Source organism: Clostridium ljungdahlii (assembly GCF_001636845.1).
Classification (GTDB): Bacteria; Bacillota; Clostridia; order Clostridiales; family Clostridiaceae; genus Clostridium_B; species Clostridium_B ljungdahlii_A.
The window spans coordinates 1-25,120 of record NZ_LITT01000019.1; the positions used below are offsets into that span (position 1 = coordinate 1).

The window sequence follows — 25,120 nt, forward strand, 5'->3', positions numbered from 1 at the left end:
TTTTCCCACTAAACTTCGATGAAAAAAGTGGTATTCAATACCATCATTTTTTTGGAAAATTTTCGCCAAGGTTTCTTAGAATTGACGCAGAAATGCGGGGTGAGAGGGTGTGTTTTCGTCAGGGTTTGATGGGTGAGTACATAGTAAGAACGATTTTTTGATGTTAAGGGATTTTTATGAAAAAAATGGTTAAACATGACATATAATGATATAATATACTATATATTTATATTTTAGGGGGAGCTCAATTGGAAAGAGATTTTAGATATTTGAGAGACAAATATGGTGATGCAGGTGCCCGTGAAGTATTTGAAAAGATATGTGTACAACTAATGCAGTTAAAATTTAAAGATGCTTATCCTGTCGATGTATCACGGGGAGACGATGGCATAGATATTTTTATTGGAGATTTTTCAGATAGTATTGATGTATATCAATGTAAATATTTTATCGATGGAATAGGAGATTCTCAAAAATCTCAGATAAGAGAATCATTCAACACTGCAGTATCGACAGATAAGTACAAGCTTAATAATTGGTTTTTATGTTTACCATGTGTATTAAATGAGAAAGAACATATATGGTGGTGGAAATGGAAAAAGAAAATGGAGGATAAGTATAATAGAAAAATCAAACTATATGATGGAAGCTTATTGATTACACAATTAAAAAAGTATAAGTTATATGATACTTTATTTGATAATGAAACAAAAATTTTATTAAACCAGATATTAGAATATCTGCAAGACAAAAAAGGTATTATCGAGAAGTAATATATGAAATGGATGATGTATCGGAATTAGAATATGATGATTGCATATTTATAAAAAAACTTGAATGTGCTAATATCTATGAAAATGAAATTTGCAAAAAAGAATTTTTTAATGCTGAGATAGCTAAAAGTATAATTGAAAGTAAAGGTAATCCAGATGATTTAAAAATGTATTCACAACTAAAATCAAAAATAAAAAGTTTATGGTATCCTCAATATATACAATATGCTCAAGAAAAAAATGGTAATATTTTATTAGCAAAAACATATGAAAGAATAGAGGAATTAGATACCACAACACTTAAAGCTACAGATGATATTTCGCTTATTGCTAAAAAGGGAATGCTACATCAGCTTTCGGATGAATGCAAAGTAGGGTGGTTAAAAAATTATGAAGAAAAGTTAGAAAGTTATTTAAAGAAAGGGGAAAATGATATTGGACAATCAGAATAATTCTTTAATAAGTAATATTATTATGGATTCAATTAGAATATTAATTCTTATATCAAAGTTTGAAGTAAAAAAAACATTTAAGTTAACTATGGATAAAATAATGCTTTATGATTATTACATGAAATTTCCTAATACTATGATAAATACAAATAACTTAAATGTTAATATAAAATATGATTTTTATGAGTATTATTCTTTTTATCATTGGAAACCAATAGTAAGTGAGTATAATAAAGTTCTTAGATATTTAATATCAAAAGGTTTTATAGAATGTAATTTTGATAAAAAAGTTTCTTATTATATGATAACTAATATGGGAAATGAATTTTTAGGAAAATTAAGCTCAATGTACAAAGAATCCTTGGAAGTCTTATCAGATTTCGTCAAGAACAATATTTCTAAGAAAAGTGATAGTGAAGTTGAAAATGAGATATTAATGAAAACCGGTATCATAAATAGATTTGGGGGTGAGGAATATGGGAAAACAGTTTAAATTAAAAAAACTTTCATTAATAGGTACACGAAAAAATTATGAAGTTATATTTAAGGATGGGTTAAATTATATATCGGGTCCAACTTCAACTGGCAAAACTTCAATATTAGAGATGATTAATTATGCGTTGGGTTCGGAAAAACATAAAAATTATATTGAGATTGGACAAAGCTGTATAGCAGTTGAGCTTGAGATTGAAATAAAAGATTGTAAATATAAAATTAGAAGAAAATTGTTTGAATTTAATGAACCAGTTGCAGTATTTGCTTGGAATTCTCAAAGTAATACATTTGAATTGTTGGATACATATGAGATTGATATACCAAGTAATCCTAAATCATTATCAGCTTTTCTGTTGGAAAAGCTTGATTTGTCAAATATAAAAGTTGCAAAACAAGAATTTAGCTTTAGGGATTTATTTAAATTTTCATATTTAAAACAAACAGAAATTGACAATGAAAATATTATGGGTGAGAAGAATTGGCAAACTTCAATTAAAAGAAAACCAACATTTGAAATAATTTTTAATATGTACGATAAATTAGTGGCCGAACTTAAAACAAGTTTAAAAGTAAAGAATAAAGAATTAAGGGAACTTCAAATTAAAAATAAAGGAATTAGTGAATTCTTAGAGCGAATAGATGTAGTTGATTTAAAAACGTATTTCAAAAAACGACAATATGCAGAGAGCAATATATTAGAGAAGCAAAAACAGCTTGAAGATATAAAAAGAACAAATAATACTAATGATGAAATTTCACTTAGCCTTCAAAAGAGAATTGTAAACTTAAAGAATAGTATTGAAAAGATTGAGAAAGACATAAGTGACCAAAAACAATATTTAAATAAATTACAGATGTTAAAAAATCAGTATATTAGTGAAGTACATAAAATCGATTTTATAATTGAAGGTTATAAAACACTTGATAAATATGATTATATTTTGTGTCCCAGCTGTTTACAGCCTATAAATAAGAATGATGATTTGCATACATGTAGCCTATGTGGTAGAGAAAAAACTGAGTTAAAAATAGATGAAATATTACAGTTTAAGCAAGATAAGAAAAGATTTATTAAGAAGCATAAGGAATTAGTTGAATTTATAAAAAGGGAAGAAAAAAATTTGCAAATTCTCATAAAGAAAAATTCTGGATTTAAGGCTGATTTGTTAAATTTAGAGAAAGAGCTATTGTATTTACAAAAAGACTATGTAAATCCGTATATCGAGCAAATCGAACAACTAAATTATGAAATTGGTGAATTAAATAGAGCTTTAAGAGAATTAGATAATGACCATAACTTATTTATTGAATTAGATAGAATAAATAAGTTATATGATAGTAAACAGCAGTCAATCAAAGATTTAAATGAGAAAATAAAAAATACTGAGAATAGTTCTGTAAATAGAGACGAATTAATTAAGGATTTGTCAGGGTTATTAAGTGGAATTTTGGATGCGTTTGCTTTTCCTAAATTAGAAAATGCATATATTGATGAAAAAACTTATTTACCTTATGTAAGAGGCAGGTTATATAGGGATTTAGGTAGTTTAGCCAGTGTTACTTTGATAACAATGGCATACTATTTAGCAATTACTATTAAGGCAAGAAAAGAAGAATTCAATCATTTAGGGTTACTTATAATTGATTCTCCAAGAAAAAACTTGGGAGCTAAGGCAAGTGAAGAAGGCTTCAAGGATGAAGAAATATTTAATTCAATAGTTAGATGTCTTATAAAAGTTGGTAAGGATTATGAAGAGAGTATTCAATTAATTGTTGTTAATAATGGTTATCCAGCCTTCCTTGATAAGATTAATATTATTAAAGAATTTGATGGAGATGGTACAAAAGGACTACCATATGGATTAATAGATGATATTAAAAATTGATATTTATTATGTTGAAAATTATATTTTTATATGAAATTAGATTTTTGTTTGAGACATCTGTGTAATTTTAATAAAAAATATTTAGAGAGATATAGTAATATTAACATGCTTAAAATTGACATAAAAATAAATTTAAGGAACAATTAAAAATTATTAAAGAACTATATTTAAAATAAAGGCTATGTTTTAACATAATATTGAAATGTTACGAAAATTAACGGGTGAATATCATTCATCCGTTAAAACGTTTTACAAGAAAAATCCATTTATATTATTTCGTTTGGATATAGATAATACCAAATATTAATTACTAATGCAATACATGTGACTGCTATAATTCCTGCTGCTACAGGCAATGTTATTCTCTGAGAAAGTTTACTAATTATATAAAATATAATTGCATCATTTAACATAACAACTAATACACTTCTAATAATAAGTTCTCTTAAAATATTCATAGTATTAACTCCTTTTTATAAAATACCATACTAATAATGTAACATATTATAGTTAATCTATACTTTAATTATACAAATATCGTTTTTTCCCTTACAAAAAAACGATATATAAAATGGATAATATGTATATAATATATAAGTTTAAAAAAGAGAAGAGGATTTTATGCAGAACCAAGGAAAAAAATTCGAACAAGATTTTTACAATAGTTTTCTCAGCTCCCACAAAAAGGTGTTTATATACCGTTTAAGAGATTCAAGCAGTGCATGGAATATAGGCGAAAAAGGTAGATTTACCATAAGCAATATGTGCGATTTTATTGCATTTTATAAAAAGTTATTGTTGTTAGAATTAAAAAGTTTTAGAGGAAAAAGTTGTCCTTTTACCAATATAAAAAAACATCAAGTAGTGGAAATGTATAACAGTCAAAAGAATTGTGATGATGTAAAAGCATTCTTTATATTTAACTTTAGAGATTTAAAAGAGACTTATGCTGTTAATATAAATTATATATATAATATTTATACAGAGAGGACAAGAAAGAGTGTGTCTTTAAATTTTTGTAAGGAGAATGGTACATTAATAGGGCAGGAAATAAAAAGAACAAGATATAGCTATAATTTAAAGAAGTTTTTAGAAGATATTGCTTAATTCATAGCAGGATAAACCCATGCTTTTTATTCCTAATTAATAGTTTCAAGTTACTATATTCTTCTATCAGGTAAAGAAATTATTTTAGATAATGTCATTTCCTATAAGTGATTTTGCTCAAAAAAAGCAATGTTACATATAGGAAGAGGCATTTTTTATTGTTTAACTTTAATTTCTATGGGAGTAGTATCCATTATTAAATTCAAATTAAGAAATAAATTATAAATTTGAGGACAAGTGTATATGATATAAAAAATAATAAAAAAGGAGTTATTTAAAAGTAACTACTATAAAAAGAGAGGATGAATTTAAATGGAAAATACCCAAGAAAGCTTTGGAAGCCTAATTAAATACCTTAGAAAACAAAAAGGAATGAGCTTAAAAGAGCTCTCAGACATTACCAATTTAAGCTGCAGTTATATTAGCAGAATGGAAACGGAAGAAAGAGTCAACCCTACCATATATTGTATACAAAAATTGATGGCCGCACTAAATATAGATATAAGTACCATAGAAAATCTTTTCCCTTTTTCACCCGAAGAGAAGATTAAGAAAGATATTGATACAATCGAAGATTTATTGTTAAATGAAAGATATTTATTTGGACAAAAAGAGGCGAGCATAAGTGTCAAATTATCTTTAAGGGAATTAATAAAGATACTTGAGGAATATGTTACAAAGGAAGCTTGTGATAGAGAAGATGAAACTAATATTTTACAACAGGCTGATAACCTTAAAAAAGAAATAAGAAAGTCTATATAAATAAGAAACGTATAATAATTTTAACTTCCACATGGTTTTACACATTTGGAAGTTATTTTACTATGGAGGAGATTGAAATGAGCTTTGACGGAAGTAGGAGAGAATACTTATATTCGATTTATATAAAGAAGAACCCGACAGAGTTGTCTGAAAAAATAGGAATAATCTTAAGTGAAAATGATATTATGTTAGAACGTGTTTATGTTGATAAAAATTTTAAGAGACGAGTTGATATAAGTGCTGCAGAAAAAGAAAAACAATTATTTTGCGAGATGCAGTTGACAAAATCCGATGAAATACACTATAGGCAAATTGTAGAATTAATAAGTTTGGCAAAAAATGATAAAAGTACATTAATAGCTTGGATAGCTACAGAATTTACAGATAAGTATATAACAGAATTAAAGCAATTAATTATTACGAATTCTAAAAAAAACATCGAATTACTATTTCTAATTATTAATAAAGATGTTATTAAGCAGCTTGTAGAAATAAATAAATGCAACAAATATAAACAGATAGAAATGCTTAAACAACTAAATAATATTAAGGAACATTTTTTATTAATTAGTAGTATAAAAAACTATTATAATGTAAGTAAAGTAAATAGTGTAAAAGATGATATTAAGGTCATGTCGTATAAACAAAAAATTTTGATAAAAATTTGCAAAAGACTGAGACAGGATTGTAGTAATCAAGGTAATGTTTATCAATATAAGGATGTTACAGGAAATTGCTTTATTATGGGAACGGGATATGGTGGAATAGACTATAAAGTTATGGCAGATAGAAGAAATCGCATTGGCATTGTTTTGGCATTTAATAACATAAAAAGTAAAAAAGCCTATTACAAGTTAAAGACAAAGCGTGAAAAGATTGATGACGAGTTTGATTTTATGCTGGATTGGAATGATGAATATAATCAAATAGCTACATTCTTAGCACTTGGATGGTTTAATGATAAAGAAAAAATAATTTTGATATTTTGTAGAATTGTTAAGCGATATCTATACTGCTTTGATAAATATTTAGAAGAAGTTTTAAAATAATATTTAAAAAGTATATAAAATAAAAATCAGTATATACGCTGATTTTTATTTTATATACTTTTTTGTGTATTATAAGATACATTTTGTAAGAAAAAAGTATAAAATAAAATGTTTTTTACAAATTCGACAGAAAAATACAAAACATTTATTAAATCAATGCTATAATTTAGTTAAATAGGAAATAAATTTTTAATAAAATACTAATTAATATAATAATTGAATAGGGGGACATTATGAAAAAACCATTAAATAAGAACATTTTAATAGCTATATCATTTTTAGTTGTTGGAATATTAATCAGTTTTAATTCAAAGGTGAGTGCTGATGCAACACCAACAATAACAAGAATAAATGGAAGTAATGTATATGATACAGGCATTAAGGTAAGTCAGAAAGGATGGACAACCTCAGATAATGTTATTTTGGCAAGTTCAGCAGATTTTCCTGATGCATTATCTGGTACATCTTTAGGTATAAAAGTTGATGCACCAATACTTTTCACAGACACAAACACTTTTAGTGATAATACTTTAGCCGAAATAATCAGGTTAAAAGTAAAAAATGTTTACATCCTTGGGGGTACTTCTTCAATATCACAAGCAGTGGAGGATGAAATTAAAAGCAAAGGTCTAACAGTAGAAAGACTTGGAGGGTCAGATAGGTTTGCTACAGCAGTACAAGTTGGAAAGGCTGTTGAGAAAATAGGCAATTCTAAAACTGTATTTTTAGCTAATGCATATAACTATCCTGATGCTCTTTCAGGCTCAACCTTTGCAGGAAAAACAGGAAGTCCTATACTTCTGACAGATGGTAATTCTCTTAACGAACAAAGCAAGCAAGCTTTAAAGGACTGGGGAATTGAACATGTAAATATACTGGGAGGGGAATTCGTTATGTCTTCCAATATATTGAATGAGCTTGTGGATATGGGCATCACTGTTAATCGTTTTGGTGGAACTGATAGATACCAGACTTCTCAAGCAATGGTTAATAATTTTGCTTCTTCTACAGAAGGGCTTACTTTGGCAACAGGAAAGGATTTCCACAATGCTCTTGTAGCTTCTGTATTGGCAGGTAAAATGAATTACCCTCTAACATTAATGGACAATGACTGTAGTTCAACAGAAAAAAGTTTTGTTGAAAATAAAAATCTTATAATTGTTGGAGACTATGGTTTAACTGTAGATGAACCAGGTTATACTGGCAGTCAAATAAAACAAAAGTTATATAGTTTAGGTTTCTTTGATAAAAGAGGAGGCATGGCTTTAAATAAGTATGGTTCGCAAGGAGTAGATGAGTATGATGGTGTAACTTATTCCACATATCACGATAGCAGAGATATAAATATATCAATTTATGCAAGCAATTCAGAAATAGATACAAAAATACACACCATGTTAAATTGGATACTTCCTACTAAAGGAGATACTTTATTTTCTATATTAGAGAATCCCAATTTGAACTCTCAAACTCTTGAATTGGATGGAAGAACTATTTCCATAACGGTTCAGCCTGCTTTTATAAGTATAAATTTTGGACCAATTAAGTAAAGCTAAAGATATTAGTTTTAGAATTAATTCTTAACTAATATCTTTTTCTTATTAGTATTATTATTGTATATAACTACTTTAATTAAAAATATATAGATGATTTTAAGGTAGATTAGTTAAATTTTATAACATAATCAGGATTCCCCCTACCTGTAAGCGGCAGCATAGGTGGGGGATTTAGTAAATTTCAGTAGGGGAAATAGATACCTCCACTGAAATATCGAGCGAAGCGAGTTCACAAGACACTCAACCAATATAATAGATAAGAAAGAATGGTGATAAAATTGAAAAACTATAAATAAAAATTTATTAGTAATAAAGGTATTGGCACTTATGTTTTTATTTATACTAATATTAATTGCATATCCTATAAAGGTTTATGCGGCAACCGGACTTATTGAAGATTATGATGATTCTAAATACTATAAGTAAAACAGGAATTCCTACAGTAATGCACTTTAATTCAAATGGAAAAAATCAATTAGATTGGTACGATGGTAAAAGTGATATAAGCAATATGGTGTTTTTGGAACAATATAAACATCTTAGATGGTATTCACCTGTTCCCATTCTTGCTGAGGCTCAAATGTCCAATACTTGTACTTTATGCTAATATGTATGAAAATGTATATAATTATTCAAATGGAGATAGGTTTAAGCCTTTTTCAAAACGTATAGTTAACGATGTTAGTGAGGCAATGTAATTTATGGTGTTGGAGTAACAAATAATTGTGAGCGATATAAAGGAGTAAACGGAGAATGGAGATACATGGGGTATTCAAGTTTAGGTAATGAAATAAGTAACCCATATTTTCCACCAGACCATACATCAAATGCAACGCCAGGAGATTATGGATATGATTTATCCCCTTGGACTTATTCATTAGCATGTCCAAGTGGAGACACTAAGTGGGATAATCCAGATGACGATGCATATTATCCCGTAAAACTTGATGCTTTAAGAAAGCTAATACAGCAAGAACCAACGATGAATGCTACGTGTGCAGAAACTTGGGCAAAGTATCTTTCATTAAGAAGTGACCCAACTATGACAACAGCAGTGTTTGTTGGTTCAATAGGTGGCGGAACTTATTATGGAGACCTTGTTCTTCGTGAAAGTGACAATGATATAAGAAATTTAAGAATAGTTTACGAAGTAGTTAAAGATAAGGAGACAGGAGCTATTCTTGGAACTTTTACAAGAAATGCACATAATCCTGATAACTATATACCATCTGTAGCAACTAATAAAAAAAAGTTTTTAATTTACTTAAGAGCTTAATATAATATATTAATGTTAGATAGGAGCTTTAGTAATGTTTTATAATGAGGCCATAAAGGTTTGGAGAAAAGGAAAAACAAAAACTATGTTAAATAGGTTTTTTGTGAAGTTTACATATTCGTCTAATAAAATAGCAAATAATGAAACCAGGCTTCGAGATGTAGAAACAGTTTTTAAAGGGGAAAAGGTTACTACTTTTGAAGTAAATAAAAAGACAATTAAAGAGATAGAAAATCATAGGGATTTTTGTAATAATATTTTACATTTAGCTGAAGAGAATAATAGGAAATTGTCTATTGAGTTAATTAAAAATGTTCATTATTCTTTAATGAAGGATTGTTTTACAGAAGAATTATTATATAAAGGAGAAAAACCAGGAGAATTTAAGAAAGATGATTATATCGTTAATTTAACTAATGCAGATGTATCTTCATTAAAAATTGAGAAAAATCTAAACTTATTGATTAGAGCGATTAATGATGTAGATATTAATAAAAGTAATGTTTTAAAGATAGTCGGCTATTTTATATGTTCCTTTCAAGTCATACATCCATTTGCTAATGGTAATGGAAGGGTAGGAAGAGTGTTACTCAACTATTTACTTATAGGAAATAATTTACCTCCAATTATTATTTTTGAAATTGATAAGGAAGAATATTATTTGGCATTAGAATACTTTAATAATAGGAAAAATATTAGTAAAATGGTGGATTTTCTGGATGAACAGGCATATAAGACGTGGGTTAAAAATTATAATATTAAAAAGAAGAATCTTAAAGATTTTTTGGATAATTAATATTAGTAAACTGATTGTTTTTAAAAATCTAAATAATATTTGAAAAGTATATAAAATGGAAAACAGTGTATATGCTGATTATCATTTTATATACTTTTTTGCGCATTATAAGATATATTTTGTAAGAAAAGAGTATAAATTAAAATGTTTTTTACAAATCCGACAGAAAAATATAAAATATTTATTAAATCAATGTTATAATTTAGTTAAATAGGAAGCGAATTTTTAATAAAATATTAATTAATATAATAATTTAATAGGGGGGACATTATGAAAAAATTATTAAATAAGAACATTTTAATAGCTATATCAATTTTGATTGTTGGAATATTAATCGGTTTCAATACAAAGGTGAGTGCTGATTCAACGCCAACAGTAACAAGAATAAATGGAAGTGATGTATACGATACAGGTATTAAGGTAAGTCAGAAAGGATGGACAACCTCAGACAATGTTATTTTGGCAAGTTCAGCAGATTTCCCTGATGCACTGTCTGGTACATCCTTAGGTATAAAGATTGATGCACCAATACTCTTCACAGAAACAAACACTCTTAGTGATAATACTTTAGCCGAAATAATCAGGTTAAAAGCAAAAAATGTTTATATCCTTGGGGGTACTTCTTCAGTATCACAAGCAGTAGAGGATAAAGTTAAAAGTCAGGGCTTAACTGTAGAAAGACTTGGAGGGTTAGATAGATTTGCTACGGCAGTACAAGTTGGAAAGGCTGTTGAGAAAATAAGCAATTCCAAAACTGCATTTTTAGCTAATGCATATAACTATCCTGATGCTCTTTCAGCATCAACCTTTGCAGGAAAAACAGGAAGTCCTATACTGCTTACAAATGAGAATTCCCTTAATGAACAAACCAAGCAAGCTTTAAAGGATTGGGGAATTCAGCGAGTAAATATACTGGGAGGGGAATTCGTTATGTCTTCCAATATATATAATGAACTTTTGGATATGGGTGTAACTGTTAGTCGCTTTGGTGGAGCTGATAGATACCAGACTTCTCAAGCAATAGTTAATAATTTTGATTCTTCTACAGAAGGACTTACTTTGGCAACAGGAAAGGATTTTCACAACGCTCTTGTAGCTTCTGTATTGGCAGGCAAAATGAATTACCCTCTAACATTAATAGATAATGATTGTAGTTCAACAGAAAAAAGTTTTGTTGAAAATAAAAATCTTATAATTGTTGGAGATTATGGTTTAGCTATAGATACACCAGTTGTAGATGCACCAGGTCATACTGGTAATCAGATAAAGCAAAAATTATATAGTTTAGGATTTGTTGATAAATATCCTAATGTAGTTTTAAATAGATATGGTTCAAAGGTGTTAGATGACTGGGATGCAGTTTCGTATGGTGTAGGTTCTGGAGATGTTGATATGGGACTTGGAATTATGGCAAGTAATCCAGAAATAGATGCTAAAATACATACCATCTTAAATTGGATACTTCCAACTCAGGGAGATACTTTATTTTCTATATTACAAAATCCTAATTTAAAATCTCAGACTATTGAACTGGATGGCAGAACAATAACTATAAAAGTTGAACAAACTTTTATAAGTATTCTTTTTAGTCCAATTAAATAAAAATTAGAGATATTAGTTTTAGGAATAATCCTTGACTAATATCTTTTTTTATTTAATTTTTCTAACTTGGTATTTATATAAATATGGTATTAATAAAGCTTTTAGAGTAAGTAAAATGATACAACGTTAGGAAATTTGGTTAATAATAAAAAAGAAGTTTTAGAGAGGTATATAAATGAGAATAATCAATATTAGTGTTTACAGTTCAAACAAGTTACTAATCGAGTTATCTAATGGAGAACATAGAATATTCGATATATCTAAATACTTTGATGGAGAAGTATTTAAAGCATTAAAGGATGTTAATGAGTTAAAAAGATTTAAGGTTGAGTTTGAATGCATAGAGTGGATTTGTGGAGCCTCATTAAGCAAAGATACATTATTAATTAAAAGCATAATTAAGGAAAAATAAATTAAGTATGGATACGACTAATTCGTTGTAAAAATTGCTTATAATGTTGATGTAAAATCGAGCTGCATTTGGTAAAATAGATATGTAGTTATAATAAAAAAATAAATGGATTTATTTATTATAGCAAAGAAAGTGCAAAAAAATGATAATAAATTAGAACAATTTGATATAGATTTAGCTGAGAGATTAAAAATTATAATAAATTAAGTTTAAGAAAATAGGAGGAGTTAAAATGGCAAGTATTCGAGGAAAATATAAAGGTAAAGTGGCAACTAATGAAATAAGAAAGGAAACCCGTACTATCACTAAAATTAACCTTAAATCTGAAGTTGAAAAGGAAAATGAACGGATATTAAAATTAATGTGGGAACTTTATGGAATACACTTCGATTAATATTTATAACAGTACTTACGCAAAAACTAAAATCTAAGATATATTAATAGTTTTAGATTTTAGATGCTTCTAAAGAGTTGTTGATACGAGGCTTTAGAAAGATTTAGTATTAATATATGACAGATACATCTAAAACATTAATAATTAAATTGGATATCTTTATTATATTTAATCTTTATATTACAATTATATAAACTTGGCAAGGTAATTATAAGCTTTTGAGGGTCCTATAATGTTTTAGTTATAGTTTAAAATATTACTCTAAGTTAAAAAAGGTGAAGAGGTGTAAACTATGGAATCATTGGAAACATTTAATTTAAACGGAATTGAAAGCAAAATTGAAGTGGCTGAGAATTTTGCAAGAATGAAGATGGCTGTAGATATAGGTATAAAAATGATAGACTCGAAGTATGATGATAAAATAATTGCAGAAATAACAGGATTAAGTCTTGCAGATGTAAAGAGTATGAAACCTTAGAAAAAAGAGAAGCCTAATTCAATATTTAATAGGTATAAATATTGAATATTCATGTATAAAAATAAATTGTAAGAATATTCACAACTACCCCCGAATCATAAACCTATATACTGCTAAAAAATAAACTCTATTTTATGGAAAACAAGAATTAAGAGCTTTAAGTATATAAACAATAAATAATATATAAATAACAATATGTGTAATACATAAATACTTATGTGATATAAAATATTTTTTGTTTTGAACACCTTAAAAGATAAAACATAATATGTACTATAAAACATATATGATATTCGAGTGTATATACTCTTTTAAGAACTTATATAAGAAGAAAGGTATAAAGACATTAAGAAGCCTATATAATTAATCATATAGGCTTTAAATTGAATATTTTAATAATGAATATATAATACTTACTTCACAGGTATATATATGTTCTACTAATAATAAATTCACCAACATGAAAAAATAGTAATTGTTAATATCTACAATTACTATTTTTTACAATCAGTATTTTATTTTCATACAAAATTTTTATAAGTAAGAGTATAATTATGTAAAAAATATTTTGAATTAAATTGTATATTTTTACATGACATGTTACATATATTGTAGATAATTATATGTAATATAATATTTGAATACGAAATAAAAACAAAAATTGTTAAGTTTAGTAACAAGTTATGTAATTTTACATATGTTAAGTAATAACAAGTTACAAATTAATTCCTGATTTTGGTAAGACTTGCTACGACCGTTTAATTATATAAATCTCCTAAATATTTTTATAAAATTATAAAAAATATAAAATATGAAGGAGAAAATGAATAATGCCATTATTAGAAGATGAAATTATTAATAAAGCTAAGTCGGTTGATTTAAAAAGCTTTTTAGAAAGCCAAGGTTTTAATTTTATTGAAGAATCTACAAATAACTATCGTTCTAAAGAAGAACATACTCTTGTAGTTACATATAAGTATGAGACACCTATATATTTTTGGTATAAATATGGTCAACAAGGCAATATTATAAATTATGTTATGTCAAATATTACAAGCAATGATTTTAGAAAGGCAGTCAAGTATTTATTAAAAGATAGTATTAATAGTACAAGACAAACTTTATGCTATAAAAAGAATTCTGCAGAAACTAAGAGAGCAAGTATAGATATTAAATATTCTACTAATGAAATTAAACATGTATATGGTTACTTATGTAAAACGAGAGGGATAAATGCTAAAGTAATAAATGAATTTATAAGTAAAGGACTATTAGGGGAAGATGAAAGGCATAATGCACTTTTTTTACATCTAAATGAAATGAATAAGGTAGTTGGAGCAGATAAGTGTGGCACAAATAGTTATATTAATACAAGATTTAAAGGTGTTGTGTCAGGTTCTAATCAAAATTATGGATTTGCATACAAAATTGGTACTAAGTTTAAAAATCTTATGGTGTTTGAGGCACCAATAGATTTAATATCATATTTTCAGATAAATCAAAGCATCTTGCATAATTGTTTACTATTATCTACTGGTGGCTCAGCTAAAATAAATATAATTCAAACATATATAAGTATATATGAATCAATTGACACTATTTGTGTTTGTACAGACAATGATGATTCAGGTCATAAGGCTTATATGAATATTAAAAATCAATATAGAAATTGTAATGTTATGGATGGTAGGCAAGAGTTGCGAAGCAAAGGAGTTAAGGACTTTAATGAATTGCTTATGAAAAGATAATAAAATCAAAAGAAAAAGAAAAAATATAATAAAATTTGGCTCATATTTTTAAAAGATGTGAGCTTTTTTTAGTTTGATTAAGACATTTTTGCTGATATTAAAATTTCAATAAGAAGACATGTAATTACTTTATTTTTCTTTTTTCTTCCACTGCTTTTTTTATTTTATAAGGATTTATTCAATATAGTGACAATTTTACTAAGAATAAGAAGTACTCGGACTTTGTAGAACATCTAAAACATAGAAATGTGTTTAATTAAAATTTATAATTGGATAAAAACATTCAAATGATAACGTGGTTAGATATATAAATATAAAACAGAGTAATTTTTTATAGGTAATCGTTCGGAGAGGTAGAATAGGAGAAATTTTATGGATAGAGTTAAAAGAATTAAGAAAGCACAACAGGCTGTTGGTACAAACAATAAATATAAGCAATATTTTATTAATAATAAGGAATATATAAAAAGATTATTAGCTGTTAATAAAGACGTTTCTACAGTAGATGAAGCAATGGTACTTATTAGACAAATAGATTTTAGATATATTTTTGGGTTGGATGTTTTAATGGAAAAAACCTTTATGTGTGAATTTATGTATAAGGAACAGTGTAAATCTTTTGCTTTTAAAACTGAAAAAGAAGCAGATAAAGTTATAGAAAAAGAAAGTGTAAAATATACTGGTAGAGAAGTATGCATATCAGGCTATGAGAGGTTTGGAATGAAAGTTAGGGAACTAACGATAAAAGGAGATAATTTAGAAGCATGGGTAAGCTATAGTATTAATAAAAATAAATATTTATATATGGTTGGCGACAAAACTAAAGAAAATTACTGCGCTAACATTGATTTTGATGTATTAGATTTGTATCAAATTTTTATAGGTTGTGATATTAGAAAAGTTATACAGGATTTGAGTAAATTATTAGAAATAAGGATAACGGAACTTGAAATAATTAGAGATAAATATAATAGATGCAAGAAATTTATAAAAGGTAACTTAACTAAAGATAATTTTCCAGCCTTATTTGAATTGATATCTGTACATATAGCTAAATTAGAAATAATATTAGATGAAGGTATAGAGAAGCTCTATTGGCATACCAAAAGTGAAACAGGTATGGCATTTTCTATGTCACTTCAATATATTGCTGGTATAATGAAGAAAAGTAAAAGTACAATAAATCCCGTAATTAACACATTTGCTTTACTTGGTTTAATACAGAAACCAAATTTAAATCAAGTAAAATATACTAAATGGAATAGAAATGAAATAACATATTTTTATATTCCAGAATATAATCAAGAGTTGTTTGAAAAGGGAGAACAATTAGCAAAAATAATGCTTTATAGCGGAAAACGTACCACTGCAAGTTGTTTTTCATATATGATTTGTAAAGCTAAATTTGGAGAAGAAGTAGCAAATTTAATATTTAAAGATAAAGTGATAAAGGCAAGAGCAAGTTAGTGCTTCTGCCTTTTTTATATTTAATAAACTCGAACGAGGTAGAACAGCTTATCTATATAAAGAATATTGCTTATATGCCATAATCAATTTGTAACTAAAGAAAAGGAGAAGTTATAAATTGAATGAAAAAAGATAATGTAAATAGAAATTTAACAATTAAGGAAAAACTTATATATGAGTTTGGCGATATTGGGGAACAAGTAGTAGATGAGTTAATTGTAGATTATGGTATGGATATAACAAATATGGTTAATGATAGAGCATATATATTAAGTCATTATGCAATCTCTTTTAAGGTAATAAAAGAGATAATAGAAAAGTGCAGTGTTAATAAAGATGAAGATTACAAAAGTAGAAATATTGTTGCAGCTGCAATTATTTACATTAATGAGTGCATGGCTAAAGAAGGGCATGTATTTACATATAAAAGCGAATTAGAGGATAGGCTTAAAGAATTAGGGGTATTAAATGACGAAAAATTATTAGATAAAATATTAGATTTTTTAAGTGCTGAAAATGAAATAGTTTTGTATAGAGATTTAAATGAAAATACTTGTATATATCTAAGCAGGCTATATAATTCTGAAGTTAAACTTGCGGAATTAATAACTAATTTTGTAGAAGAAAATAAGAAGATTAATTATGATTTAGATAAGGTTGAGAAATTTATAAAAAGTTATATATCAAAAAATATTAGATTAAATAATTTACAACAGAAAGCAGTTAAGATGTCTCTTTCTAATAAAATAACGTGTATAGCAGGAGTAGCTGGCAGCGGGAAAACAACAGTAATAAAAGCAATTGTAGAAGGATTTAAATATTTAAAATGTAATAATATCCAACTCACTTCCTTTACTGGAAAGGCAGTCGAAAGAATGAGCTGTATTACTGGGGTTCAAGGTTCAACTATACATAGATTATTAGGAATAGAAAGAGAAGATAACAACAATTTTCGAAGTATTAAAGCAGATGTGCTAATAGTAGATGAAATAGGAATGATAGGGTTACAGTTGTTTACAGATTTGATGATTAGTGTGAAAGACAACAAGAATATTAGAATTGTAATCGTTGGGGATAAATTTCAGCTGCAATCTATTGACCCTGGAAGTGTACTAAAAGATTTAATAAAAAGTGGGGTAATCCCTGTGGTTTATTTACAAGACGTTGTTAGACAGCAAAAGAATAGTTTAATAATTAGTAATGCAAATAAAATAATTAAAGGCATAGGCATAAATGGTGAAAAGTCTGGAATATGGTTAAAGAAGAATGAATTTGAATTTATAAATGCAGATGGAGAAAATATTAAGGAAAAAGTAATAGGAGCAGTAGAGAAATTACTTAATAAAGGGACAAGTATATATGATATACAAGTAATGTCTCCTGTTAAGAAAGGAAATAATGGTGTAGAACAATTGAATAGGGAAATAGCTAATGAATTTAATCCTATCCAAGAAAGAGATATTTATAAATTGGGGATATTGGACCCAGTAATTGTAGTAAGAAATAATTATCGAAAAAATATATTCAATGGACAGAAAGGAATAGTTAAAAAAGTGTTGAGAAATATGACTGAGATAGAATCTGTAACAATTGATTTTAGTGGCAAAGAAATAACATTTAAAAAAAATGAAGTTGAGGATATAGAGGTGGCATATGTTTCTACTGTACACAAAATGCAAGGCAGTGAATCCAAGGTAATAATAATGATAGTAGATAAGGAACATAAAAGAATGTTAAGCAGAGAATTATTATATGTTGCAGTAACAAGGTGCATTGAAAGGATAATAATAATAGGGAATAAGGATACTTTTAATGAAGCGGTAAAAAGAGTAATTAAAGAAAGAAATTCATTATTGTCAGATAGAATAGAGGAGAATATATGTATACTAAAAAAATAGGGAATTTTATGAGAAAGTTGAAGCAAGTTTTTATATAATAGCTTTTGGATATTCTAATGAATGTCACGCATGGTTAGATATGATGAAAATTAGGAGATATATAGACCAGTAAACATACTCACAAAAAGATAATTTTACTTGGATAGGTAAATATAAAAAAATATTAACAGTTTCAAGTTGATATTGACAATAGTTGACGAAACCAATATCATTTATAATTGAGGAGTGTGTGTACTACAATGGAAAATGAACAAATTAAAAATGAAAATAATAGTAGTAATATAACATTTGGCAGTATTATCCGAAGAGAGCGGAAGAAGAGTGGAAAATCTTTAAAGGAAATCGAAAAAGAGATGACTGTTAAAGTTAAAAAAGTTAAGGATGGAAAAGAAGTTATTGAGGAAGATGCCTTAATTACAGCGTCTTATTTAAATAGGATTGAAAATGAAAATCGAGTTAACGTATCTTTTAATTTGGTATGTCTACTTATAAAAAAGTTTAATTTAGATTTAATTGAAGTGTTTAAAAGTTTTGGATATGGTGATATAATAGCTAACAATATGAAGCAAAATAGCATAAAGCAAGATGATATTGAAACTATTTTAAAGGAAACTAATTTTGAAGCTCCAATTATAATAGACGGTAAAGAAGAAAAAAAGGTACTTACAAACAATGAAAAAGATATGATAGCAACAATTTTAAATGATGTATTTAAGTATGGAATATCAAATGAAGAAAGTATAGTATATGTTTTAACCAAATTATTAAATGATATGGATTGCTATAAAAAAAGTAGAAAAAGGTTAGCTGATGATTTAAAAAAGATATAACTATTTTGGTAGTTAAAGTTGCATTTATTATAAACTTGTTGATATAAAACTATAATAGAAATCTTATAAATATGGAAAAACTAATATAAAAGGAATGTAAATATCATATAAATTTACATTCCTTTTGACTTAAGTCATTTAATTTGTGCTTTGATTATGGATTTTGCTGACCAACATATATATGAAAAAAGTTTTTAAAAAAAATGTTGACTTAAGTCAATAAAACGGATATAATATATATATCGGAGTTAATAGAAAACCAAAAATAAAAGAAAGGGAGTCTAAAGATGAAAAACTATTATAGTAATGATATTAATAACTATAAGAGCAACCAAAGGAGCTGACTTAATTTACAATGTGAATATAGACAAGCTACTTGAAAAAATATATAAATTTGATTCATTTAGGAGCTTTACTGTAATAAGAATGGCTTTTGAATTTTGGAGCAAAAGAAAAAGTATTTTTGATGTAGAAAAATTATTAAAAGAAATATTTGGAACAAAATAGCAAAAAATTAAGTTAACTTTGCCAGGTTAACTTAACCGCTAAAATAAAAATAAATTATAAACACACAAACATTATAAATCAATATATAGATAATTTCAATAAGATTTCAATAAGAATGGAGGATTTTAATGATATGAAGGTTATTATAAGTAATAACGCTAAAAAACATATGAAAGTTCATGAGACTGATTTTGTAGTTAATTGGAAGGAGTTATTAAAAAAGTGTGAGATTGAAGGAAAGTTTGATAGTTTAAATAAATCCTTTGAAATAGTAAAAATCGAATTTGAATATAACATAGGGTACTGTAAGTGCATACAGACAAAACCAGAAGATGAAATAGTGTTTGCTAAGAGAACAGGCAGAGAGATTTATTCCAGGCTTGTAAAAAATAGAAGAGCTGAACTTGTAAAGTCAATTGTTTTTATTTTAAACAAAAATAGAAATAATGATGAAGAATATTTTTTGATAACTGCTTTCCCAGCCAGCCAAAGTTTTAAAGAGCCAGAAGATTTAAACATTAAGTCAAAAAATGAATTAAAGGAATGCTTACAATTTTGGAAAGGGCATGCACTTATATATGATGAAAACATAATAGATATTGATAGTATTAAAGACTATTGTCCATATAAGAATTTGTATATTGCAGTTGCATAATGATGGCTTAAGTGATAAGAAAGTTAAACTAAGATGAAAAGGAGAAAATAAGAATGGATGAAAAAAAGAAAGTAATAGTAAAATATCTTTTAATGAAGATGGAAGAAAAAACAGTATTTTATTAGGTGGAGATGGACAAGAAATTCAAGAGATTGAAGCTGAGGTTTCAGAGAGAATTTTGAAACTTGCTAATGTAGATACTAATGGAAATATATATTTAAATATTGGATTTATATTTTCAGAGTATAAGAATCATTTAGAAAATATACTTGTTGATTATATTAAAAAAGAGGATGAATGTGGAAAATATTTAACAGAAAAAATGAGGAAAAAGCGTTTTGATAAAGTTCAAGAAGTTAACGAACTGTTGACTTGGGAAGAAAATAGAAGAGAAAATTTAAAAAAATTAGAAGAAAAGTATCAGCCATTTATTGATGAAAGAGATAAAAGAGAAGAAGAATTTAGAAAAGAAAGAGAGAGAGTTGAGGAAATTAGAAGAGAACAATCTCTAAGAGAAAGAGAAGAAGAGGATAAACGCTTAAAAATAAAAGAAGAGAACGAACGCAAAGAAGAACTCAAAGAGTTAGAAAAAGAAAAGAAAAAAGAAGAAGCATTTGGTCAAGAAAGAGATAAATGGATTGCAGCATATGGAAGTCAGTATTTAAAACAAGCTATAAAATTAAAATATGATGTAGATTCTAAGTATGTAATAGAGAGAGCTAAGAAAGAGTTTCCTGATTATGATTGTGACATAAATGATAATGCAGGCTGGAGTGAATGTTGTAATCCAACTGAGAAATCTATTGAAGAAGTAGTAAAACTAATAGAAAATGGCAATGAGGCAGAAATAGTATGGCTTACAAATCCAGCTGATTCAGATTATCAAGATGATTTTCAAGAGAGAGAGGCTATAGCTATAATAAATTACTTAGGAAAATATGACTTAATTAAAAGTATAAAATATTAGATATACTAATGTTTTGGGGATTAATTAAATAAGATGGATTGCAGACTATGAAAATTGGCATCAGAAGTAGTTAAAAAGTTAATTCAGAATAAAATTGAGCTTTCAAAATACAAGACACTGTTCTTTATTATTTTACTTAATAGAAAGATATTTGTTAGAAATTCAGATTTCTTAATAATCTTGCAAATACATATATCAGAATATTCAGTATATTCATATTGCGAATATACTGAATATAAGAAAATAATTAATTAGAATGAAGATGAATGAACTATATTCATAATTATTTGTATAGAGAAAGGTTGAATATAAGAAATGGTTAAAAATAATATAAATCAAATTTTAAGAATAGATGGTAAGAATGTTTTTCTCGAAGTTATGAATAATGCTTTCCAAATCAACAAAGTACAGATAAATTTTGTTAAATATGATTTGAAACTTGAAAAAAATAGCAGACAGTTAATAAACATTTCTTTATATATAGATATTGATAAAATATTGATATTAGCAAATGACATATTAAGTGGTAGGTTAGCTGCATTAGCTAAACAGGCAAATAACATAAAAGAAAAAAGTGGGTATAAATACTGCAAAGAAATTTATGCCGATATTGGAGGAGTGTCAGCAGTAAAATTAAAAGAGCGTGGAAAAGAGCGGCCAGATGGAAAGTGTCTATTTAGAAGATTTAAAATAACACCTGGTGATAAGGTAAATTGGATTTTTTCTGGAGAGATAGGAGCAGGAGAAGAGAGTGAAACAGGACTAATTATTCCTCAGGATAAGCCAGAAGAAATTGTTAGAGTACCTTTGAATGATGAAGACTTAAAGAAATTTGCATTAGTATTGAAAAGCCATATTCAGGCGTACTTAACATCGCTTTATATAAAAGAGTAGAAAAGAATAAACAAACTAAAAAACAAAAGCATAGGAGGAATAATTTATGAAAAAAGTAATAGTTGAGAGATTAGATGAATCTACAAATGATATAAAAGAATATGAAGTTATTGCAGAGGAAGAGGCTATAGAAGCTATTGATGATTTTAATATAGCAGAAAATGTAGTTGATAATTCAATCTATGATTATGGCTATACGGTTGAAATAAATCTGAAAACAGGTGAAATATATGCAGGCATAGATGATGGAACATTCAGCCTGGGAGATACTACTACAATTAGATGCATTTATCACCAAGACGCGTATGATGATGGTCCTTTCATTGGCGACTCTATAAGAAACGAATATTGTGAATTTGAGGCATTTAACGAACAATATCAAGATTGGGTTAATGGAATAGAAAGAAAATATGACTATGAATTTAATAGTGACTATTATAATGATGAATATGAGGCTTTTATTGTTGAAGTATTAGAGGAAGATATTTATGAGTTTAAAAGAAATTATTATATAGAAACATTTGAGTTTGAAATGGGGATTCACTTTGACATCTATGAAGATACCCATGAATTTTACGAAGAAGCTAAAGCAATAATAGAATTGTAAAATAAATGTAATTTAACAATTTTATAAATTAATCCTGTTTAATTTGATATGAAACTTATAAAATATAGAAGTCTTTCATATGCAAGTTAAGCAGGATTTAATCATTTTTATTGAAATTTAAGTATGGCATTGAATTATATATTATTATACAATTGCAACTTTATTTACAATATTCATTATTAGTTACAGCAGATAAACTACTTACTATAGACAATAAGATATAGGATTGTGATAAAATGTAGTAAGTTAGAAGATTATTAGTTTTATATTAAATATATATTTTAAGAGGAGAAAAAGATTATGGAGAAACTAACATTACAACAATTAGAATCAAAGCTTTGGGAGTGTGCGGATGTTCTTAGAGGAGAATTATCAGCGACCCAATACATGGACTACATATTTGGAATGTTATTTTTAAAAAGGATGAATGATGAATTTGTTTCCGAAAGGAAGATTAGATTTAATGAGTTTAAAGAGGAAGGTATGGTTGAAGAAGAAATAGAAGAACTTTTAAATGATTCGTCTATTTATGAAACTTTCTATATTCCAGAACAAGCAAGATGGGATAAGTTAAAAAATTTAAATTTAAATATAGGACCCGAACTTGATAAAGCGTTTAAAGCTATAGAGGACGAACCTAAAAATAGTGAACTTATAGGAGTTTTAACTACGGTTAATTATAATGATAAGGAACGTGTACCTGATAAAAAACTTAGCCAATTGTTACTTATTTTTGATGGTATGAATCTTTCAAATAAATATCTTGAATCAGAAGATATTTTAGGAGACGCTTACCAATATTTAATTAAACAATTTGCAGATGAAGGAGGCAAGAAGGGAGGAGAATTTTATACTCCAACAGAAGTAGTTAGGGTAATGGTTAATTTACTGAAGCCACAAGAAGGTGATAGAGTGTATGACCCAACTTGTGGTTCTGGTGGTATGTTAATTCAGAGTATTCGATACATAAAAGAGCATAGTGGAAATTACAAGAATGTATCTCTTTATGGCCAGGAAATAAATCTTTCTACCTGGGCAATTTGCAAAATGAATATGTTACTTCATGGAGCAAAAGGAGCTGACATACAAAAGGGAGATACCATAAGAGAACCTAAACATACAGAAGGTGGAGTTTTAAAGACATTTGACAAGGTTCTTGCCAATCCTCCATTTTCATTGAAGAATTGGGGACGTGAAGAAGCAGGTGTTGATGAGTTCCATAGATTTTCTTATGGAGTACCACCGAAATCTTATGGAGATTTAGCATTTGTATCTCATATGGTGGCAAGTTTAAATGTAAAAGGTAAGATGGCGAGTGTAGTGCCTCATGGTGTGCTTTTTAGAGGTGGAGCGGAGCAGAAAATAAGAACAGGATTTTTAAAAGATGACTTAATAGAAGCTGTAATAGGATTACCTCAAAATATATTCTACGGTACAGGTATTCCTGCAGCTATAATAGTTATTAATAAGAATAAGGATGAAGATAAAAGAAAAAAGGTTTTATTTATAGATGGAAGTAATGATTTTGTTAAAGATGGAAATAAAAATAAGATTAGAGACGAAGATATAGATAAAATAGTTAAAGTTTTTGATGAATATAAAGATGTAGAAAAATATGCAAGCGTAGTTAATTTAAAAACTATAGAGGAGAATGATTATAACCTTAATATTAGCCGATATGTTGATACTACAGAAGAAGAGGAAGAAGTAGATATTGACTTAGTTTTACAGGATATCAGAGAATTAAAAATGAAGATGGCAGACTCAGAAGAAAAACTTAACGGATACCTTGAAGAGTTGGGATTTGAGATTATTTGATTTAAGCGGCAAGTAAAAAAGGTTAAAAGTAAGGAGGTAAAGTTTGAATGAAGTGGAATGAGGCGAGAAAAGTATATCCAAATAAATGGCTTTTATTTGAAGCTATAGAGGCTTGTTCTGAGGGTGGTAAAAGAATTGTTGAGGAACTTTCAGTTATAAATGTATATGACAACGGAAAAGAAGCTCTTAAAGAGTATGCAGAGAAGCATAAAAAGGATAAAAGTAGAGAGATGTACGTTTATAATACTAAAAATGAACAATTATTAATAGAAGAAAGAAACTGGATTGGAGTGCGAAAGAATGGTTAAACTTGATTTGAAATATGGACTTCCATTTTGCACAGTTAGTCTTTCTTATAATGGAAAAAAGATAAGTATTGACAATGTACTTTTAGATACTGGTTCAGGTGGTACTGTATTCAAAATGGATGTAGTTGAGGAAATAGATATAACAATAGAAGATGATGATGTCATTGAAACTATTTCAGGTGTAGGCGGTTCGGAATTTGTATATAAAAAAGAGGTAGATTCAATAGCTTTAGGTGACTTGGAGCTTCATAATTTTAAAGTAGAAGTAGGAGTTATGGATTATGGCTTTGAGATAAATGGTATATTGGGAATGGATTTTATGAAAAAAGTAGGAGCGATAATTAATTTAGATGGAATGAAAGTAACTAAAGGTAATAGGTAGG

28 protein-coding genes are annotated in these 25,120 nt (G+C 27.3%); 27 read left to right on the forward strand and 1 reads right to left on the reverse strand.

Annotated features, from left to right (window positions below; translation table 11 throughout):
• Positions 1 to 248 precede the first annotated feature (248 nt).
• From WY13_RS09140 to WY13_RS09155, 4 genes are read left to right on the forward strand one after another with little or no spacing between them, the layout of a single operon-like run.
• The gene (locus tag WY13_RS09140; protein WP_063555376.1) at positions 249 to 773 is read left to right on the forward strand and encodes a hypothetical protein; all 525 of its coding nucleotides are present in this window, start codon (positions 249 to 251) and stop codon (positions 771 to 773) included.
• A gap of 8 nt (positions 774 to 781) precedes the next feature.
• Positions 782 to 1,225, forward strand: a complete 444-nt coding sequence (locus tag WY13_RS09145) for an ABC-three component system protein (protein WP_082848452.1) — start codon at positions 782 to 784, stop codon at positions 1,223 to 1,225.
• Positions 1,209 to 1,718, forward strand: coding sequence for an ABC-three component system middle component 2 (locus WY13_RS09150; RefSeq protein WP_082848453.1), 510 nt, complete (start codon positions 1,209 to 1,211; stop codon positions 1,716 to 1,718). The genes WY13_RS09145 and WY13_RS09150 overlap by 17 nt, the downstream gene beginning before the upstream one ends.
• Positions 1,702 to 3,606 (forward strand): AAA family ATPase, encoded by a 1,905-nt coding sequence (locus WY13_RS09155; RefSeq protein WP_063555379.1) that lies wholly within the window; start codon positions 1,702 to 1,704, stop codon positions 3,604 to 3,606. The genes WY13_RS09150 and WY13_RS09155 overlap by 17 nt, the downstream gene beginning before the upstream one ends.
• Positions 3,607 to 3,872: 266 nt before the next feature.
• Here WY13_RS09155 and WY13_RS09160 read toward each other — a convergent pair whose 3' ends face one another.
• Positions 3,873 to 4,064 (reverse strand): hypothetical protein, encoded by a 192-nt coding sequence (locus tag WY13_RS09160; protein ID WP_063555380.1) that lies wholly within the window; start codon positions 4,062 to 4,064, stop codon positions 3,873 to 3,875.
• A 163-nt stretch (positions 4,065 to 4,227) separates the two neighbouring features.
• On the opposite strand from WY13_RS09160, the gene WY13_RS09165 reads away from it, so the two are divergent.
• The 23 genes from WY13_RS09165 to WY13_RS09270 all read left to right on the forward strand — a co-directional run bounded on the left by WY13_RS09165 (position 4,228) and on the right by WY13_RS09270 (position 25,119).
• Entirely contained in the window at positions 4,228 to 4,713 is a 486-nt protein-coding gene (locus tag WY13_RS09165) for a Holliday junction resolvase RecU (protein WP_063555381.1), read from the forward strand.
• A gap of 312 nt (positions 4,714 to 5,025) precedes the next feature.
• Positions 5,026 to 5,475, forward strand: coding sequence for a helix-turn-helix domain-containing protein (locus tag WY13_RS09170; RefSeq protein ID WP_063555382.1), 450 nt, complete (start codon positions 5,026 to 5,028; stop codon positions 5,473 to 5,475).
• 77 nt (positions 5,476 to 5,552) lie between these two features.
• A complete protein-coding gene (locus WY13_RS09175) occupies positions 5,553 to 6,524 on the forward strand; it encodes a hypothetical protein (RefSeq protein ID WP_063555383.1) in 972 nt (323 codons plus the stop codon).
• A gap of 233 nt (positions 6,525 to 6,757) precedes the next feature.
• Positions 6,758 to 8,074 (forward strand): cell wall-binding repeat-containing protein, encoded by a 1,317-nt coding sequence (locus WY13_RS09180; RefSeq protein ID WP_063555384.1) that lies wholly within the window; start codon positions 6,758 to 6,760, stop codon positions 8,072 to 8,074.
• 406 nt (positions 8,075 to 8,480) lie between these two features.
• Positions 8,481 to 8,687, forward strand: a complete 207-nt coding sequence (locus tag WY13_RS09185; protein ID WP_156499006.1) for a hypothetical protein — start codon at positions 8,481 to 8,483, stop codon at positions 8,685 to 8,687.
• Positions 8,688 to 8,777: 90 nt separating this feature from the next.
• A complete protein-coding gene (locus WY13_RS09190; protein ID WP_431602454.1) occupies positions 8,778 to 9,356 on the forward strand; it encodes an Athe_2463 domain-containing protein in 579 nt (192 codons plus the stop codon).
• A 34-nt stretch (positions 9,357 to 9,390) separates the two neighbouring features.
• Positions 9,391 to 10,152, forward strand: a complete 762-nt coding sequence (locus WY13_RS09195; protein WP_063555387.1) for a Fic family protein — start codon at positions 9,391 to 9,393, stop codon at positions 10,150 to 10,152.
• A gap of 270 nt (positions 10,153 to 10,422) precedes the next feature.
• The gene (locus WY13_RS09200) at positions 10,423 to 11,754 is read left to right on the forward strand and encodes a cell wall-binding repeat-containing protein (RefSeq protein ID WP_063555388.1); all 1,332 of its coding nucleotides are present in this window, start codon (positions 10,423 to 10,425) and stop codon (positions 11,752 to 11,754) included.
• A 175-nt stretch (positions 11,755 to 11,929) separates the two neighbouring features.
• On the forward strand, positions 11,930 to 12,166 hold the full coding sequence (locus tag WY13_RS09205; RefSeq protein ID WP_063555389.1) for a DUF2442 domain-containing protein: 237 nt from the start codon (positions 11,930 to 11,932) through the stop codon (positions 12,164 to 12,166).
• A 232-nt stretch (positions 12,167 to 12,398) separates the two neighbouring features.
• Positions 12,399 to 12,560, forward strand: coding sequence for a hypothetical protein (locus WY13_RS20945; protein ID WP_156499007.1), 162 nt, complete (start codon positions 12,399 to 12,401; stop codon positions 12,558 to 12,560).
• A 292-nt stretch (positions 12,561 to 12,852) separates the two neighbouring features.
• On the forward strand, positions 12,853 to 13,038 hold the full coding sequence (locus tag WY13_RS09210; protein WP_063555390.1) for a hypothetical protein: 186 nt from the start codon (positions 12,853 to 12,855) through the stop codon (positions 13,036 to 13,038).
• A gap of 830 nt (positions 13,039 to 13,868) precedes the next feature.
• On the forward strand, positions 13,869 to 14,786 hold the full coding sequence (locus WY13_RS09215) for a DUF3991 and TOPRIM domain-containing protein (RefSeq protein ID WP_063555391.1): 918 nt from the start codon (positions 13,869 to 13,871) through the stop codon (positions 14,784 to 14,786).
• Between the two features lie 372 nt (positions 14,787 to 15,158).
• Entirely contained in the window at positions 15,159 to 16,253 is a 1,095-nt protein-coding gene (locus WY13_RS09220; RefSeq protein ID WP_063555392.1) for a hypothetical protein, read from the forward strand.
• Positions 16,254 to 16,375: 122 nt separating this feature from the next.
• On the forward strand, positions 16,376 to 18,151 hold the full coding sequence (locus WY13_RS09225) for an ATP-dependent DNA helicase (protein ID WP_063555393.1): 1,776 nt from the start codon (positions 16,376 to 16,378) through the stop codon (positions 18,149 to 18,151).
• A 239-nt stretch (positions 18,152 to 18,390) separates the two neighbouring features.
• A complete protein-coding gene (locus WY13_RS09230) occupies positions 18,391 to 18,981 on the forward strand; it encodes a hypothetical protein (protein ID WP_063555394.1) in 591 nt (196 codons plus the stop codon).
• A 306-nt stretch (positions 18,982 to 19,287) separates the two neighbouring features.
• A complete protein-coding gene (locus tag WY13_RS09235) occupies positions 19,288 to 19,488 on the forward strand; it encodes a hypothetical protein (RefSeq protein ID WP_063555395.1) in 201 nt (66 codons plus the stop codon).
• Positions 19,489 to 19,621: 133 nt separating this feature from the next.
• On the forward strand, positions 19,622 to 20,143 hold the full coding sequence (locus WY13_RS09240; RefSeq protein ID WP_063555396.1) for a hypothetical protein: 522 nt from the start codon (positions 19,622 to 19,624) through the stop codon (positions 20,141 to 20,143).
• A 178-nt stretch (positions 20,144 to 20,321) separates the two neighbouring features.
• Positions 20,322 to 21,110 (forward strand): hypothetical protein, encoded by a 789-nt coding sequence (locus WY13_RS09245; RefSeq protein ID WP_063555397.1) that lies wholly within the window; start codon positions 20,322 to 20,324, stop codon positions 21,108 to 21,110.
• A gap of 315 nt (positions 21,111 to 21,425) precedes the next feature.
• Positions 21,426 to 22,004, forward strand: a complete 579-nt coding sequence (locus tag WY13_RS09250; protein WP_063555398.1) for a hypothetical protein — start codon at positions 21,426 to 21,428, stop codon at positions 22,002 to 22,004.
• 46 nt (positions 22,005 to 22,050) lie between these two features.
• On the forward strand, positions 22,051 to 22,611 hold the full coding sequence (locus WY13_RS09255; RefSeq protein WP_063555399.1) for a hypothetical protein: 561 nt from the start codon (positions 22,051 to 22,053) through the stop codon (positions 22,609 to 22,611).
• A gap of 300 nt (positions 22,612 to 22,911) precedes the next feature.
• Positions 22,912 to 24,429, forward strand: coding sequence for a type I restriction-modification system subunit M (locus WY13_RS09260; protein WP_063555400.1), 1,518 nt, complete (start codon positions 22,912 to 22,914; stop codon positions 24,427 to 24,429).
• Positions 24,430 to 24,476: 47 nt separating this feature from the next.
• Complete coding sequence (locus WY13_RS09265; protein WP_063555401.1) at positions 24,477 to 24,737, forward strand: hypothetical protein; 261 nt, start codon at positions 24,477 to 24,479, stop codon at positions 24,735 to 24,737.
• The gene (locus WY13_RS09270) at positions 24,730 to 25,119 is read left to right on the forward strand and encodes a retropepsin-like aspartic protease (protein ID WP_063555402.1); all 390 of its coding nucleotides are present in this window, start codon (positions 24,730 to 24,732) and stop codon (positions 25,117 to 25,119) included. Before WY13_RS09265 ends, WY13_RS09270 begins: the two co-directional genes overlap by 8 nt.
• Position 25,120: the final 1 nt, after the last annotated feature.

Bases quoted from the DNA above. Each gene is read 5' to 3' on its own strand.
- WY13_RS09145 (WP_082848452.1), top strand. From the start codon at position 782: ATGGATGATGTATCGGAATTAGAATATGATGATTGCATATTTATAAAA.
- WY13_RS09155 (WP_063555379.1), top strand. From the start codon at position 1,702: ATGGGAAAACAGTTTAAATTAAAAAAACTTTCATTAATAGGTACACGA.
- WY13_RS09160 (WP_063555380.1), bottom strand. From the start codon at position 4,064: ATGAATATTTTAAGAGAACTTATTATTAGAAGTGTATTAGTTGTTATG.
- WY13_RS09165 (WP_063555381.1), top strand. From the start codon at position 4,228: ATGCAGAACCAAGGAAAAAAATTCGAACAAGATTTTTACAATAGTTTT.
- WY13_RS09170 (WP_063555382.1), top strand. From the start codon at position 5,026: ATGGAAAATACCCAAGAAAGCTTTGGAAGCCTAATTAAATACCTTAGA.
- WY13_RS09175 (WP_063555383.1), top strand. From the start codon at position 5,553: ATGAGCTTTGACGGAAGTAGGAGAGAATACTTATATTCGATTTATATA.
- WY13_RS09180 (WP_063555384.1), top strand. From the start codon at position 6,758: ATGAAAAAACCATTAAATAAGAACATTTTAATAGCTATATCATTTTTA.
- WY13_RS09185 (WP_156499006.1), top strand. From the start codon at position 8,481: ATGATGATTCTAAATACTATAAGTAAAACAGGAATTCCTACAGTAATG.
- WY13_RS09195 (WP_063555387.1), top strand. From the start codon at position 9,391: ATGTTTTATAATGAGGCCATAAAGGTTTGGAGAAAAGGAAAAACAAAA.
- WY13_RS09200 (WP_063555388.1), top strand. From the start codon at position 10,423: ATGAAAAAATTATTAAATAAGAACATTTTAATAGCTATATCAATTTTG.
- WY13_RS09205 (WP_063555389.1), top strand. From the start codon at position 11,930: ATGAGAATAATCAATATTAGTGTTTACAGTTCAAACAAGTTACTAATC.
- WY13_RS20945 (WP_156499007.1), top strand. From the start codon at position 12,399: ATGGCAAGTATTCGAGGAAAATATAAAGGTAAAGTGGCAACTAATGAA.
- WY13_RS09210 (WP_063555390.1), top strand. From the start codon at position 12,853: ATGGAATCATTGGAAACATTTAATTTAAACGGAATTGAAAGCAAAATT.
- WY13_RS09215 (WP_063555391.1), top strand. From the start codon at position 13,869: ATGCCATTATTAGAAGATGAAATTATTAATAAAGCTAAGTCGGTTGAT.
- WY13_RS09220 (WP_063555392.1), top strand. From the start codon at position 15,159: ATGGATAGAGTTAAAAGAATTAAGAAAGCACAACAGGCTGTTGGTACA.
- WY13_RS09225 (WP_063555393.1), top strand. From the start codon at position 16,376: ATGAAAAAAGATAATGTAAATAGAAATTTAACAATTAAGGAAAAACTT.
- WY13_RS09230 (WP_063555394.1), top strand. From the start codon at position 18,391: ATGGAAAATGAACAAATTAAAAATGAAAATAATAGTAGTAATATAACA.
- WY13_RS09235 (WP_063555395.1), top strand. From the start codon at position 19,288: ATGATATTAATAACTATAAGAGCAACCAAAGGAGCTGACTTAATTTAC.
- WY13_RS09240 (WP_063555396.1), top strand. From the start codon at position 19,622: ATGAAGGTTATTATAAGTAATAACGCTAAAAAACATATGAAAGTTCAT.
- WY13_RS09250 (WP_063555398.1), top strand. From the start codon at position 21,426: ATGGTTAAAAATAATATAAATCAAATTTTAAGAATAGATGGTAAGAAT.
- WY13_RS09255 (WP_063555399.1), top strand. From the start codon at position 22,051: ATGAAAAAAGTAATAGTTGAGAGATTAGATGAATCTACAAATGATATA.
- WY13_RS09260 (WP_063555400.1), top strand. From the start codon at position 22,912: ATGGAGAAACTAACATTACAACAATTAGAATCAAAGCTTTGGGAGTGT.
- WY13_RS09265 (WP_063555401.1), top strand. From the start codon at position 24,477: ATGAAGTGGAATGAGGCGAGAAAAGTATATCCAAATAAATGGCTTTTA.
- WY13_RS09270 (WP_063555402.1), top strand. From the start codon at position 24,730: ATGGTTAAACTTGATTTGAAATATGGACTTCCATTTTGCACAGTTAGT.